This window comes from Treponema lecithinolyticum ATCC 700332 (genome assembly GCA_000468055.1).
In the GTDB taxonomy this organism is placed as follows: Bacteria; Spirochaetota; Spirochaetia; order Treponematales; family Treponemataceae; genus Treponema_C; species Treponema_C lecithinolyticum.
Window position 1 is genome coordinate 303,595 of record KI260564.1, and the last position, 13,525, is coordinate 317,119.

Consider the following 13,525-nt stretch of genomic DNA (forward strand, 5'->3'; position numbering starts at 1 on the left):
AAGATTTATTATATCAAATTATGCTTATTCGTTAAAGCGGTTTTTGCTTCCCGGAGAAGCTTTTTCTTTTCCTTTACCGCTCAGCACTTTCCAATCTTCGGCTGCTGAAGCGGGTACCGTTTTGTTTTGGTTAAAAGAACGCGCAATAGAATCGATATTGGTACGGCTGAGCGTTTTAACCGCTGTAATGCCGTCCGAGCATACCGCTTCTTTGGGCGAAAATCCGTTTTGCCATACGCCGCTTTTAAAAGCGTGCTGTGCATAAGCGTTCATCAGCGGTTTTGCCCATGAGGTTTTTTCGCTGCGGCAGTATAAAAGGGCATCCAAAATATTGCCGTCGGGACGGTCTAACAGCAATAACACATCGTCGGCTCCCAATTTTGTTTTACTGCGTTCCGCTTTTTCCGCCCATAAGTCGCGGCTTTTGGGGTTTGAATAAATCGTAGTCGAAAGGGTAAGGTCGTTTCCCGTTTCGCTTACCGCCGTTTCTCCGAATATGCGCATATGGGCGCTTATGTAATCGCCTTTTTTTACTTGCACTGCAGGCAGTACAAAGTCGGCAGATGTTCCGTCGTATGCGCTTTGAATAACCATGCCGCCTATGTTGCCGTCTTCAAGTATATAAAGTTCTACGAATTCGGCTTTGGCTTTTTTGGCATCTTTTGAATTGGCGTGAACGGGACCGGCTTCTGAAAAAACCGCATGCGGAACGTGCTCGTTATACCCGATAAAATCAATGCTGAACGTCAGCGTATTGCCGCCGCCGTCTTTAACCGCACCGTTTAAAACGTATGCTTGTCCCGCGCTCAAAGCTTGTGCAAAGTTCAGCGTATAGCATGCTTTTTTTTCACTGTTATTTCCTTCGCCGTCTTTTTCGGATGTTTTGCTAACTTCTGCAAGAATCGTTTCGTTAGACGGATTTTTTTCGGCTTTTCGGCATTCCAATTCGGTAAATGTGATTTCGCGCGAAAAACACAAAGACGCTGTTTGACTTCCGGTAGGCACAAAGCGTTCAAGTTCCGGCGGCGTTTGAGCTTCCACATGCAGGGTAAAGCGTCCGTTTTCAATACGGCACGATGCACCGCTCGATATAAGACACAGTGCAACCGGCAACACATAGGCAAGAATTGAAATAAAGCGTTGTTTTTGAATCTGTTTCATAATTCCTCCTATATCTTATTAGCGCACGGACGCTGGTTTTATTTAATTTTTGTAAAAAAAAGCGCCCAAACGTGCGTACGTTTTAGGCGCTTGTTCTCGTGTACCGTTTTTATGCCGTGCTTATTTTAAGCGCAGCGCTTCGGTCATATAGCGTACCGAAACGCCGGTAGAAGAAGTTAATTTTTTTTCTACGGCAAAAATAAGACTTTTATTGTCCGGAGAGCGCATAATTTTTTCTATCGTATAATCGGTAACTCCGGTACGTTTTATATCCGGGTTTCCGGCGACGTGTTTGGAAAGCAGCGTACCGTTTTTGTCTTTGCGCTCAACGCTGATAAAAAACGATGATTTTGAAGATGCCGTTTTTCCTGAAAACCACGGAATAAGGCGGATATGAAAAAACACGGGGTTTTCTTCGGTAGAACCTTCAAAGTCGGTAAAAACGATTTCTTCAAGCGGTTCTTTGTTTAGGTTTTTAATGTATAACGTATGTTTTAAATCGGCAGGTTCGGGAGAAACGGCGCGTATGTATACTTTATTTTTTTCAAACAATTTTTCGTATACGGTACTTCCGTTTATGCCTTCAGTTTGAGCCGACGCCGATGTTTTAAAACAGCCTGAATGTATGTAATCGTTTTTTTCGATATCTACGCTGTAAATTTCAGCAAAGCCTTGCCACAATTTATCGGTACTTCCGTGCTGGGCAAACATGTATACACGACCGTCTTTTGAAAATCCCAAATCGACAAAAGCTGCTGCGTCTCCTGCGTTCACAAAAGCGCATAAAAAAACGCATACAGCCGCTAGCATAATTCGTTTTACCATATATCCCTCTCCGAATAGAAATCCATACTGTATATATCGGTTTTTTAAATATACGGCTTTACATAAATTTGTTATACGGGTATGCTGGTACTATATGACATTGTATACAAGAAATAGAACACTGTTAGCTTTTTCGACCGTAGCTGCCATTTGTTCGGTTTATTTTATTGTTTTAACCGTATCGACTTTAACGCGTGCAACGGTAAATACCGACTTTTTTTTAGCTCTTCCGTCGATGAACTCTTTTTTTACGTTTTTTGTTTTTCCCAATTATCCGGCAGCTTTTTTTTCGCTTGCGGTTTTTTTGTTTTTTGTGCCGGCTGCAGGTTTTACTTTATATTTTAACTTTGAAAAAACGCAAAGTACCGAAGCGCTTTATTTTTATGCAGTGCTTATCGGTTTTTTTACCGAATCGTTTAGAGTATGCATACCTCTTTTCGGCTTACAGGCAGGGTATTGCAATTTTGTGCGTTTTATAGGCAAAGCTGTTTTTTTCGGTCAAATTCAAATTATGCTGGCAGTTATTACGCAAGGCATTCTTGCCGTTAGAGGCGACGACCGGAACTCGGATAAGTATTTCGGCGTTATACTTGTTATTTCCGTTATTTTTTCGATTTGGATGCCGCTGAACACAACCGCTTTTAAACCCTATATGATTGTTACTTTCGGTTATGCTTCGCTGTTTGCCGTTATCCGTATAGTATTTATGCTGTGTACGTTTTTAGCTTTGTTTTTTTCGTCAAAAAGTAAAGAGTCTTTTGCTTACCGGCAAGCGTCAATAGATTTTTTGCTGTTGTGTGCCGGCTATTTATTGCTTTTACCCTGCAAAACTTTTGCCGCTTTTATAGCCGGTACGCTGTTGATGAGTATTTCGGCAGTATACTTTTTTAAAAATCTGCGCAGTTATTATATGTGGAAGTAAAATTGTGCGACGGCTGCCAATGCAACCGGAATGATCAGATTATCGAAGTCGTGCAAGGGCAATAATTCAATACTCATGCCTGCAAGCGCGAGTACAAAAGCTGTAAAAGTGCTGCTGCTGACCGCCCATGAAGATAAAAATATTGCCGTAAAACACGTAAGGCTTCCGATAACGGTTTTACCGTCGGTGTGCGGAATATGCGTTATGCCGAATAGTTTGCCTGCAAGGCTTGCCAAACCGTCGCCGAATGCGAGCGCGTAAATTCCTATCGCAGCGCTTGCGCTGTTAAAGCATAAAGAACTGATCAGCACGCCGAGCGCCAGGGTTACCGGACCGAGGACAAAACGGTTTTGATCGCGTGTGCGTGCGGCAGTTTCGGTTATTTTTGAAATTAAGGGAACGCTTATTCCTTTGGTGCGCAAAAATTCGGCAATGCAGTATACACCCAGTACCGCACAAAGCGCGCACAGTACGGGAATGCGCGCAATTGACAGCAAAAACGGAACGAGCGCTGCGCATAGGTGTATGGATTTTCTAAACAATTCTTTTATTATATCGTTGATATGCTTGCGTATAAGTGTACCGGATTTTTGTTTTAATCGGAAAATGCACATAAGCGTACCGTTATTCAAAAGCGAATTGTTTTAATTCCGTTTCTCCGTATAAAACGCTGGGAATGGCTGCATAAATTGCAGGCTCATATACGGGGTCGGAATAACTTACATATTTTATGTTTTGTGCAGCTAAATTGCTTCCTTCAAGGCGCACCATTGTTTTTTGGTTGCGGGTAAGCGCATCCCACGCGCGCACCGATTCTGCAAAATGGGAGACGGCTTGTGCTTGCAGGGCGCTGTTTCCGGTTTGCAAAGCCAATCTCGAAAGCGTTACGCCCAAATTGTTTGACGCTTTTAAATACAATTCGACTAAAGTGCGGTGGTCTTCCCGCATTTGCGGCAGCACTATTTCAAAACGCTGTTTATCCGCATCGAGAATATGTACCAGCCGCTCGTAATAGCCGCGCGCCGCCGCATCGTCTCCGCGGATTGAAAGCACATTCCCCAAAGCCAGCAATAAATTACGGTTTGAAGCGTCTTCCGACGCCGTTTTTATAAACGAGCCCAGCGCTTCCGAATAGTTTTTATTGCTGTATTGTACAAAGCCGATACGGTAGCGTATGGATGGCGTATCGTATTGATTTTCGACGGCGCGTTTATAATTGCGTTCGGCGTTTTCAATATCGCCTGAAATAAAATAATCGATGTCTCCTATATCGCTGTACAGCATACCTATGTTTTTATTGCCGGTTAAACCGGTATATTCGCGTTCACGTTCAAATAAAGCTATGCCGTCGGCGTAGTATTTTTCAGCCAAAAGATAATCGCGGGTATTAACATACTGTTCACCCAAAAGCCGGTGGGTGTTTATATATTTTAAAGTTCTTGCATGCGTTTGTTTTTTTGCAGCGGCAAATACGGCAAGGGCGTTTGCTAAAGTTTGTTTTGCTTGGTCGGCGTTTCCGGTACGGATTAAATAACGGGCTAAATTGTAATAGCCTTCCGGAACAGACGGGTCTGATTTTATGCCCATTTCGAGTATATTTTTTACGTTGTCGATATAAGAGCGCAAATATTCATCTGCCGGGGGAAGATAGCCGTATTGTTTTTCAAACAAGTATTCGCCCAGTTCTATTAAATCGGCGCTTTCCAATGTTGTCTTTTTTTTCGAAATAAAATGTGTTTTTAGCGTGAGTACTTCGCGTAAATTATCGGTGCGGATAAAATAACGCAGCATGCGCGCCAAATATAAGTCTTTTACATTGTGAAAATTGATAAGCGTAGCGTATTGCAAGCGCCCTTGTTCAAATAAAGCCGCTTTTTCCGCTTCATCGTCCGTATTGCTTGCCCATTCCAAATAAATATCGCCTAAAAGCAACAATGCGTCTTTGTCGTTGATGTGGTAATCGAGTACCATGCGGCGGGTAATGCGCACGGCTTTTTCGTAATCGGCTAAGTCTTCCATAACCATACGCGCATATTCCAAACCGCCGGCTTTGTCGAAGTTAAAGCGTTTTATCAGTTGTTCGTACATAATGCTTGAACGCTCGTATTGCCGTTTTGCCCGGTAAGCACGCGCATATTTAAAAAACCACCGCTTTTTTACTTTGTAAGTGAGCGCTTCGTTAAACTTTTCTTCGGATTGTACATACAAATCTTGGTCTATAAGATTGTACCCGGTTTTATACAAAACCTCGGCTTTTACCGGTCGGTATATAAAGGTATAACTTAAATAAGAAAGTATGTATAAAAAACCTCCGAGCACAACAGCCGCTATAGCTCCCGGAATAATGCGGTTTTTTAAATTGTATTCTAAAGATGTTTTGTAAATTTCGTATTGTTCTGCCGTTCTGCGTTCGTAGTTAAGCGGTACGCTTACGGAAATGTCGAACATTTTTTCCAAATAACCGGCAAGCTGGCGTGCGGGAACTTTTTTTACAACTTTAAACAAAAGTTCCATTACAGCAGGGTCGGTAAATTCGTTTTTTACAATCAGCTCTTCCAATGCAATGCGCAAGTTAAGCGGATAAGCTTTTAGATTTTTTATAAAAAGTTTGTATTCGTTATCTGTAAGATGCGTACGGTCGCTGTCGCTTTCACCGGCACTTTTTTTCTTAAAAGCTGCGAACGCTTTGTCAGCTGAAGAAGCGGTTGTATCGGAAAATCCGGGAATTTCAAAAGAGTCGAGGTTAAAATCCTGCAAAGCTTCGTCGGCATTGTTCGGAATTTCAGGAGGCGGCATGTCGAAAGGTGCATTCGTTATGGATTCGCCGATATCAGCGGCGCTTCCGCCTTGTGCGTTATCACCGCCGTTCTCTTTTGCCGTTTGCTCGGAACTTTCTTCTGTGCCGGCGGTAAAAGCCGCTAAATCCGTGTCCAAGTCGAAGTCTTTTTCGGCTTCTGCAATGTCCGCCGATAAAGAGGCAGCTGTATTTTTTTCAGCCGATTCATCCGAAAAATCGCTGCTTAGATCAAAACCTTCCGAACCGTTTGTACTATCCGAAAAATCGTCAAGTTCTTGCAGCGTGTCGTTTCCCGCTTTAAAATCGGCAGTTTCTTTTTGTCCGCTTGCCGCATCTGTATCCGCTTCGGCTGTGTTTGCAGTATCGTCCGGTGCAATGTCGTCCGGTAAGGCATCAACTGGTGCTGTATTCTCCGGTACGGCATCCGTATCCGTTTGGGCTATATGTAAGATGTCATCCGCGCTTATATCGCTTTCGTCTATGTCCGGCATATCCATGGACATATCTTGCAAGACATTTGGTGTTTTGTCGTCGTTTTGTACCGAAGTTATGCTTGCCGCTTCGTTTTCGCCGGCATCAGGGGAAAGGGGTGTTGTTTGACTTTGAGTGTTTGCCGCTGCCGGAGTTTTTTCGTTTTCTGTTAAAGCTTCGGCATCCGGTGCCGAGTCGGTATCTTGCGAAAGAGGCATATCCTCTTCTTCTGAAAACATATCCGATTCAAAATCCGGCGATAAATCAAACATTTGTTCGGATGTATTAAATATATCGTTAAAGTCATCCATTTCCGGCATATCGGACGCTGTATCCGGCGATGTGTTTGACGATATATCCGCTATATCTGCAGTTTTTTCGTTTTCAGCACCTAAAAGAGCTGCAATTTCGGGGTCGAGATCGTCGAATGAAGGGATGGGAATTTGACCGGGCAGAGTAGTGCTTTCATCGCTTTCATTTGAAGAATCTAAACCGCTTTGGTTGTTTTTTGCGGCATTGTTTGATGCTTCGTTTTGAGCATCTTTATCGGCGGGCAGCCCGAATTCAAAATCGTATGAATCGTCATCGCTTGGAATATTAGCGGGCATAGCGACTTCGGGCATGGTAGTGCCTTTGCGTTGGCGCACAACCGCTTCATTACCGATACGAGTAATATCTTCACTAAATTGCTTAAGCTGATCTATTCCGGGCATTGTTCTTTGATTTTATCCTACAATAATCGTAATAACAAGAGGCATCAGGATAAATTGACGATTTTTCCCCTCCTTTTATATATAATCGGTTTTTTTTATGCAGTCTTTAAAAAAGGTTTGTGGAGGAGATAAACAATTTAAAAAGTTTGTTCCCTACGGTTTAAAACTTATTTGGTAAAAATACACATAACGGATAGGATAATTAAACCTTTTTTTCGAAATGCCGATATTCAAAAAGATATGAAACGTTTTCTTTTATCATGTCTGTGTGTTTTTTTTATTTTTCCGCTGGCAGCACTGGAAAGAGGTATGTTTGCCGACAACCAAGCAGTGCTGGATGCGATTATGGCAAAAATAAAAACTGCCGAAAAACCGCGTGTTGTAGGCGATTATATTGTATTTACGGCGGACGGCAGCGCCCGTTACACCGGTATTGCATTTGAACACGAACAGTACAAAACAATTCATTCTTTTAAACGATTGGTAAAAGGCGGTATAGATGATGATACAAAAACGCAGGTATTATTTTATATTTTTAAAATACCCGAACACCTTTTTAGTATAGACTACCGTTTAGTTGTTGACGGGCTGTGGACTGCAGATCCGGTAAACCCCGATATGCGTTTTGACGATTCGTCCGGTTTACCCGTATCGCAAATCTTGTTAAGCTCAAAAACGGAAAACAAAAGTGAAGCGCTTGACGGAAATATTGTCCGCTTTGTGTACGAAGGAGATTCCGGGCAAACAATACGTGTGGGCGGCAGCTTTACCAATTGGGATTCTTTTATTTACGAACTGCAAGAAATAAAACCGGGTTTGTACCGTTTGGAATTACCGCTTCCTAAAGGCAAATATTACTATTCATATTACCGCGGTATGAGCGCGTTTACGGATAAAACCAATCCAGAAAAAGTGTATACTGCGGACGGGCGCGCCGCTTCGGTTATAACGGTACGTTAAGTTAAGCAGCTGTTTGCGGCGTAAGTACGCGTGTTTACGCTTGAGTTTGTCCGCCGTTTTATTCGCTTTGTTCTTTAAGCTTTTTGTCGAGTGCCATCGTTTTTTGTGTTTGTATGTACAGTCTTTGTGCGAGCAATTTTGACAAAAATATGCCGTAGTGCGGATTTTTACGGATCAGGTTTAAAAAGGCTCCTTTAGGAATTTTTATCAATTGACCGTTTCCTGCACTCATAACGGTTGCGCTTCGCTTATCGTTGAGTAAAAAAGACATTTCGCCTATAAACATATCGTTCGGCGTCAGTACGGAAACCAATTTGCGGTCGGCATACACACCGTAGCGTCCCGATACAATAAAAAATAAATCGTTTGTGCGTTCATTTTGCATACATACTATTTGTTTATCCGTATAGTTCAGCGTTTCATACGGTGATATAATAAGCGGAACCGTGTTTGCGGTATTTTGTACGGTATCTATACTAAAGCGCACTTCATTGCCTTTGTCGTTGTATGTCAATTTGTTTATTAAACTTTCGGATAAACCTATTCCCATTCCGTGGGTGTCCGGAGCTACCGTACGGTTTACCCTTGAGCGCCAATCAAAGCCTTCGCCGTCGTCGCGTATAACAAATTCAGCGTGCTGTGTGTCGAGCGTATATGAAATATAAATACGCTTTTTTTCGTTTTCGCCCAAGCGGGCTTTTTGCCGAATCAGTGTAACGATGTTTTTCCCTTGCTCCAGCCATTCCGTTTTATCTTGAAAACTTATTCCGCAATTGCCGTGTTCCAATGCATTAAAAAGCATTTCCGTTAATACCGTTTGCAGCTTGTAGCGGGTTTCCGTATCTATGCGGTTTGAACCGTATAAATAGTTAACTAAAAAGCTGGTGTATACTTGTATATCCATAGGATCGTTAGCGCATACAAAAGAACCTTTTTCGCTTGCGCCGAGCTGTCCTTGCATACCGCGGCTGAATAAAAACTGCTGGTTTTGCCACAAAATGCGCAAAAGGCGGGTAAAATTTGCCGTAAATTGTTCTTTTGTTTGCACAATTAAAATATTTGAATTTTTTTGTTCTTCTATTTCTTTTACATGATTCATATCGGAAGCAATTGCGATAATTCCTCCGTTGTGCAGCCACGGATCTGAGCTTATTGTGTCCAGCAATTTTTTACAGTCCATGCGCGCATCCGATGTAAAATCGATAACTTTTATTTCAGGCAACTCAAAGTCGATACATTTAATGATTTCATCGGTTTCGCTGCAAACGGTAAAGTCAAAATAAGCGGCATACTTTGTACATGCTTCTTTTACCGCTTGTTCGATTTCGCTGTGGGTAGTTGCAGCAAGAATTTTTTTCATATATGCTCCTTGTTATAAAATCACTCATTAAGTGAACACGGGTCTTTACATTTTATCATATTATTGATAGATTTTTAACCATAAAGAGGCTTAAAAAGCCATATTTTTTGATTTTCGGAGGGTTTTCCTATGATAAAAACCGTAAAAGATGTCGATTTAGCCGGCAAACGCATTGTTATGCGGGTTGACTTTAACGTTCCTATGAAAAACGGCGTCGTTCAAGACGATACTCGTATCCGAGCAGCGCTTCCTACAATAAACTATATTTTGGAACAAAATCCGAAATCGCTTGTTTTAATGAGTCATTTGGGAGATCCTAAAAAGGACGTAAAAAAAGCGGAAGAAAAAGCTGCAAAAGACGGCTTGCCTTTTGATAAAGAAGCTTTTATTAACGGCAAAAACCGCATGAAACCGGTTTGTGAATATTTGGCAAAAATGCTGAATAAGCCGGTTGCCTTTGCGCCCTCGTGTCTCGGTCAAAAAAATGCAGTAGATGCATTGCCCGTAGGCGGCATAATGATGTTGGAGAATACGCGCTTTGAAGCAGGAGAAACTTCCAAAGATATGGAAGAACAAAAAACGATGGCAAAGGAACTTGCTTCTTACGGCGATATTTACGTAAACGATGCATTCGGAACCGCTCACCGTGCTCATGCGTCGACGGCGACGATTGCCGAATTTGTAAAAGTTAAAGTCGGCGGGTTTTTAATGGAAAAAGAAGTAAAATACCTTGAACCGATGGTAACAAATCCGCCTAAGCCTATGACTGCAATCATCGGCGGAGCAAAAGTATCGTCTAAAATTGCCGTGTTGGAAAGTCTTTTAAAAAATGCTTCTGCATTGATTATCGGCGGAGGCATGGCATATACGTTTTTAAAAGCGCAAGGGCACAGCGTCGGAAAATCGCTCGTTGAAGACGATTTTATCGATACGGCAAAAAAATTGTTACAAGCAGCCGAACAAAAAAATGTTAAAATTGTGCTGCCGCTCGATCACGTGTGTGCAGAAACTTTCAGTGCACAAGCCGCCGCCGTTCCCGTAAACGGAGTCGATATCGCCGACAACTTGATGGGAATGGATGTGGGTCCCAAAACACTTGCATTGTATAAAGATATTATTCTTAATTCAAAATCGATTGTGTGGAACGGTCCGGTCGGTGTATTCGAATTTGAAAACTTTGCCAAAGGAACCGGCGAAGTTGCGCAGCTGGTTGCGCAAGCCACGGAAAAAGGAGCTGTCAGTGTAGTCGGCGGCGGCGATTCGGTAGCTGCGGTTAACAAATTTAACCTTGCTTCAAAGATGAGCCATGTTTCTACCGGCGGCGGCGCTTCGCTCGAATTCCTTGAAGGAAAAACGCTTCCGGGTATCGCCGTTTTGGAAACAAAATAAGTTTTGGCTTAGGATTTTAACTTGACTCCTGCTTTTTAGCACATGAGCGTGCGCTGCAAGTACCGAAAGGATAGCGGATAACAAGACTGTATAAAATATAATATACTAAAGATAGTAAAGATACTTTTGATTAAGGAGAACACCTGCATGAAAAATTACACAAACATGACTTTAAAACAAAACTCATCGGCAAAACACTTGGCTTTGCTCAAAATCTTTGCCTTATGTGCAGTTTTAGTATTAACGGTGCTTCTTATAAGTGCGTGCCCGAATGCGGGAACGCAGAACAACGGAACGGGCGGGCAGCCTTTATTTCCCGGCGATAAAGAATATATGTTAAGCGCTGGTAGCACTACGGTACGTTTTATAATGAAATCCATTGCAGCCGTTCACGGCGGTGCTTTGGGAAACAGCGGGCACACTGATAATATGCCGCACAACGTGAATCTTACGGCATATTTGATAGGCGAAACGGAAGTAACTCAAGAGCTGTGGCAGCTTGTTATGGGAACTAATCCGAGCCAGTTTCAAAACGGTGAGGCAGCCGGAGAAAATCAAAAAAAACGTCCGGTAGAAAAAATGACTTGGCTTGATGCGGTGAAATTTTGCAATAAACTTACCGAAAAAGTATTGGGCGGCGAGCACGCAGTGTACACGATAAGCGGCTCAAACGTAACGCAGAATCTGAGCAAAAAAGGCTTTCGCTTGCCGACGGAAGCTGAGTGGGAATGGGCTGCTATAGGCGGAAGCGCTCGACATAAATGGGCAGGAACAAACGACCCCTCGCAGGCGGAGCTTTATGCATGGTTTGTCACTAATTCGGACGCCAAAACGCACGAAGTGAAACACAACAAAAAAGCTAATGTTTTCGGTTTATACGATATGTGCGGAAACGTTGCGGAGTGGTGCTGGGATTGGTATGGAGATCCCATATTGATGTCTCCTGCAGATGATCCTACCGGTCCTACCAGTCAAAGTCCCGGGCAAGGTAGGGTTCGCCGCGGGGGATGTTATGCAGATACAGTACAAGATATAGAAGCCGTTTTAAGAAGAGATTCGACAAGCGCTTCTCAGCAATGTGGTTTGCGTATCGTGTGCAGACCTTAAAGTAAGTAAAATTGCGGCAGCTGTAAACGATGAGTTTGCAGCTGCCGCTTGTTTTTGTCTGTACCTCGGTTATTTTTGTTCCAATATCAGCGTTTTTGACGGCTGATCGCATATTTCCGACGGTCCGAAATATTGAATGGCGCCGGGGAAAGTATAACTTGTTTCTATAGCCCATTTTTCGCGCTGCAAAGCGAACTTTTTGAATGGCTTACCGTTTAATTCAACCAAAGCTTTTTTTATAACCGGTTTTTTGCTGCCGTGCCGCCTTTCCATGTTCATCATCATGGTAAGCGGAACGCCGCCTGCCGTCCAGTCTTTTGCGCTTTTTACCAAATTGCGCACGGAAGAAAGATATCCGGTCAAACCGCCGGCAATTAAAATAAAAGCGTTGTAGCCTAAGGCATAACAATAATCCGCGTCAAAATTCGAGGGGAATGCGCAGCGTCCTTCATAGCCGAAAAAGTGTGTGTATGAACTGAATTTACCGCAATATGTACCTTCTTTTTTCATTTCTGCAAGGCGTTTGCCGACCGATAAAGCTAAAAGTTTTTCCGTGTCGATTCTGCTTACTTGTACGTTTCCGTGCGGGTCGCGGTCGGCTAAAAACTGGTCGGCAATGGGTTCAGGCAGTGCGTCGAATGCGGCAAACGATTGTTTTGACAAATTGGCTTTAAGCCATTCTTTTTTTTGACTGAAATTTTTCAAAGCGTTAAATTCATTTTGTTTAAGCGCCATTTTATCGTTTAATTCGGCGATAAGCGTTTTCATTTCCGGAATAAATTCAACTAAGCCTTCGGGAATAAGCACTAAACCGAAGTTTTCGCCGTTTTGTGCCCGTTTGGCAATAATGCGGCAGATGTCTTCGGTGATGCGCTTTACCGTCATTTTTTTAGCTTCCACTTCTTCGGAAATTAAACAAATATTCGGCTGGGTTTGCAATGCGCATTCAAGTGCTATGTGGCTTGCTGAGCGTCCCATCAGTTTTATAAAGTGCCAGTATTTTTTTGCCGAATCGGCATCGCGTCCGATGTTTCCGATAAGTTCCGAATAGGTTTTGCATGCGGTGTCGAATCCGAAGCTGGTTTCGATAAGGTCGTTTTTTAAATCGCCGTCTATGGTTTTAGGCACTCCGATAACTTGCGTTGCAATACCGTGTGCGACAAAGTATTCTGCTAAAAGCGCGGCATTGGTGTTTGAATCATCTCCTCCGATAATAACCAGTGCATCCAATTTGTTTTCTTTTGCTGTTTTTGCAGCCGCCGCGTATTGTTCATCCGTTTCTATTTTGGTTCTGCCCGATCCGATAATATCAAAGCCGCCGGTGTTCCGGTATTGGTCAATCATTTTGTCACTGAATTTAACAAATTTATTTTCCATTAAACCGGACGGTCCGCCCAAAAAGCCGAGCAGTACGGATTTTTCATTGCCTTTTTTTAAAGCGTCGTACAAACCGCAAATAACGTTGTGTCCGCCGGGGGCTTGCCCGCCCGACAAAATAACGCCTGCTTTTATTTTTTTTAGCGCATTGGCGTTGCTGCCTTTTTGTACTTTAGCAAGCGGTTTGCCGTACGTGTGTGCAAACAGTTTTTTTAATTCCGTTTTATCGGAAACGGCTTCAGTTTTTTTACCGAAGCTTAAAGTCACTTTGTCTACTTTACCGCTGAGTGCGGCAGGTAATTTCGGTTTATACGCATAGCGTGCGTTTTGTAAAGCGGAAATAGTGTTCATATATTCTCCCGGAATAAGTTATTTTTATATTGTATCGAAACAAAACATAAAACTCAAGGGCGCACGATTTAGCCGATTGACAGTGCCGTGTT

The 13,525-nt window shown here is 42.8% G+C and carries 10 protein-coding genes; 4 read left to right on the plus strand and 6 right to left on the minus strand.

Annotated elements, in window-relative coordinates:
• Nucleotides 1-24: 24 nt before the first annotated feature.
• Together HMPREF9193_RS06020 and HMPREF9193_RS06025 are read right to left on the minus strand one after the other, a co-directional pair.
• Nucleotides 25-1,161, minus strand: a complete 1,137-nt coding sequence (locus HMPREF9193_RS06020) for a lipoprotein TP_1001-related protein (RefSeq protein ID WP_021687196.1) — start codon at nucleotides 1,159-1,161, stop codon at nucleotides 25-27.
• 120 nt (nucleotides 1,162-1,281) lie between these two features.
• Nucleotides 1,282-1,986, minus strand: a complete 705-nt coding sequence (locus HMPREF9193_RS06025) for a DUF2259 domain-containing protein (RefSeq protein WP_021687198.1) — start codon at nucleotides 1,984-1,986, stop codon at nucleotides 1,282-1,284.
• A gap of 94 nt (nucleotides 1,987-2,080) precedes the next feature.
• On the opposite strand from HMPREF9193_RS06025, the gene HMPREF9193_RS06030 reads away from it, so the two are divergent.
• On the plus strand, nucleotides 2,081-2,908 hold the full coding sequence (locus HMPREF9193_RS06030; protein ID WP_040847675.1) for a hypothetical protein: 828 nt from the start codon (nucleotides 2,081-2,083) through the stop codon (nucleotides 2,906-2,908).
• Here HMPREF9193_RS06030 and HMPREF9193_RS06035 read toward each other — a convergent pair.
• Nucleotides 2,893-3,522: a diacylglycerol/polyprenol kinase family protein gene (locus tag HMPREF9193_RS06035; RefSeq protein WP_021687200.1), complete on the minus strand. Its 630-nt coding sequence runs from the start codon at nucleotides 3,520-3,522 to the stop codon at nucleotides 2,893-2,895. The genes HMPREF9193_RS06030 and HMPREF9193_RS06035 overlap by 16 nt on opposite strands.
• Nucleotides 3,523-3,532: 10 nt before the next feature.
• Nucleotides 3,533-6,889: a periplasmic flagellar collar protein FlcA gene (flcA, locus tag HMPREF9193_RS10800; RefSeq protein ID WP_021687201.1), complete on the minus strand. Its 3,357-nt coding sequence runs from the start codon at nucleotides 6,887-6,889 to the stop codon at nucleotides 3,533-3,535.
• 240 nt (nucleotides 6,890-7,129) lie between these two features.
• On the opposite strand from flcA, the gene HMPREF9193_RS06045 reads away from it, so the two are divergent.
• The gene (locus HMPREF9193_RS06045; RefSeq protein ID WP_040847791.1) at nucleotides 7,130-7,849 is read left to right on the plus strand and encodes a glycogen-binding domain-containing protein; all 720 of its coding nucleotides are present in this window, start codon (nucleotides 7,130-7,132) and stop codon (nucleotides 7,847-7,849) included.
• Between the two features lie 58 nt (nucleotides 7,850-7,907).
• Here the strand turns inward: HMPREF9193_RS06045 and HMPREF9193_RS06050 are convergent, their stop codons facing one another.
• Nucleotides 7,908-9,209, minus strand: a complete 1,302-nt coding sequence (locus tag HMPREF9193_RS06050; RefSeq protein WP_021687203.1) for an ATP-binding protein — start codon at nucleotides 9,207-9,209, stop codon at nucleotides 7,908-7,910.
• A 129-nt stretch (nucleotides 9,210-9,338) separates the two neighbouring features.
• Here HMPREF9193_RS06050 and HMPREF9193_RS06055 point away from each other — a divergent pair, with 129 nt between their 5' ends.
• Nucleotides 9,339-10,598: a phosphoglycerate kinase gene (locus HMPREF9193_RS06055; RefSeq protein WP_021687204.1), complete on the plus strand. Its 1,260-nt coding sequence runs from the start codon at nucleotides 9,339-9,341 to the stop codon at nucleotides 10,596-10,598.
• Between the two features lie 147 nt (nucleotides 10,599-10,745).
• A complete protein-coding gene (locus HMPREF9193_RS06060; RefSeq protein WP_021687205.1) occupies nucleotides 10,746-11,705 on the plus strand; it encodes a formylglycine-generating enzyme family protein in 960 nt (319 codons plus the stop codon).
• Nucleotides 11,706-11,774: 69 nt separating this feature from the next.
• Here HMPREF9193_RS06060 and HMPREF9193_RS06065 read toward each other — a convergent pair whose 3' ends face one another.
• Nucleotides 11,775-13,433: a diphosphate--fructose-6-phosphate 1-phosphotransferase gene (locus HMPREF9193_RS06065; protein WP_021687206.1), complete on the minus strand. Its 1,659-nt coding sequence runs from the start codon at nucleotides 13,431-13,433 to the stop codon at nucleotides 11,775-11,777.
• Between the last annotated feature and the right edge of the window lie 92 nt (nucleotides 13,434-13,525).

What these genes read in the sequence shown, in the direction of transcription:
- HMPREF9193_RS06055 (WP_021687204.1), top strand. Translation starts at nt 9,339, where the DNA reads ATGATAAAAACCGTAAAAGATGTCGATTTAGCCGGCAAACGCATTGTT.
- HMPREF9193_RS06045 (WP_040847791.1), top strand. Translation starts at nt 7,130, where the DNA reads ATGAAACGTTTTCTTTTATCATGTCTGTGTGTTTTTTTTATTTTTCCG.
- HMPREF9193_RS06060 (WP_021687205.1), top strand. Translation starts at nt 10,746, where the DNA reads ATGAAAAATTACACAAACATGACTTTAAAACAAAACTCATCGGCAAAA.
- HMPREF9193_RS06030 (WP_040847675.1), top strand. Translation starts at nt 2,081, where the DNA reads ATGACATTGTATACAAGAAATAGAACACTGTTAGCTTTTTCGACCGTA.
- HMPREF9193_RS06065 (WP_021687206.1), bottom strand. Translation starts at nt 13,433, where the DNA reads ATGAACACTATTTCCGCTTTACAAAACGCACGCTATGCGTATAAACCG.
- HMPREF9193_RS06025 (WP_021687198.1), bottom strand. Translation starts at nt 1,986, where the DNA reads ATGGTAAAACGAATTATGCTAGCGGCTGTATGCGTTTTTTTATGCGCT.
- HMPREF9193_RS06020 (WP_021687196.1), bottom strand. Translation starts at nt 1,161, where the DNA reads ATGAAACAGATTCAAAAACAACGCTTTATTTCAATTCTTGCCTATGTG.
- flcA (WP_021687201.1), bottom strand. Translation starts at nt 6,889, where the DNA reads ATGCCCGGAATAGATCAGCTTAAGCAATTTAGTGAAGATATTACTCGT.
- HMPREF9193_RS06035 (WP_021687200.1), bottom strand. Translation starts at nt 3,522, where the DNA reads ATGTGCATTTTCCGATTAAAACAAAAATCCGGTACACTTATACGCAAG.
- HMPREF9193_RS06050 (WP_021687203.1), bottom strand. Translation starts at nt 9,209, where the DNA reads ATGAAAAAAATTCTTGCTGCAACTACCCACAGCGAAATCGAACAAGCG.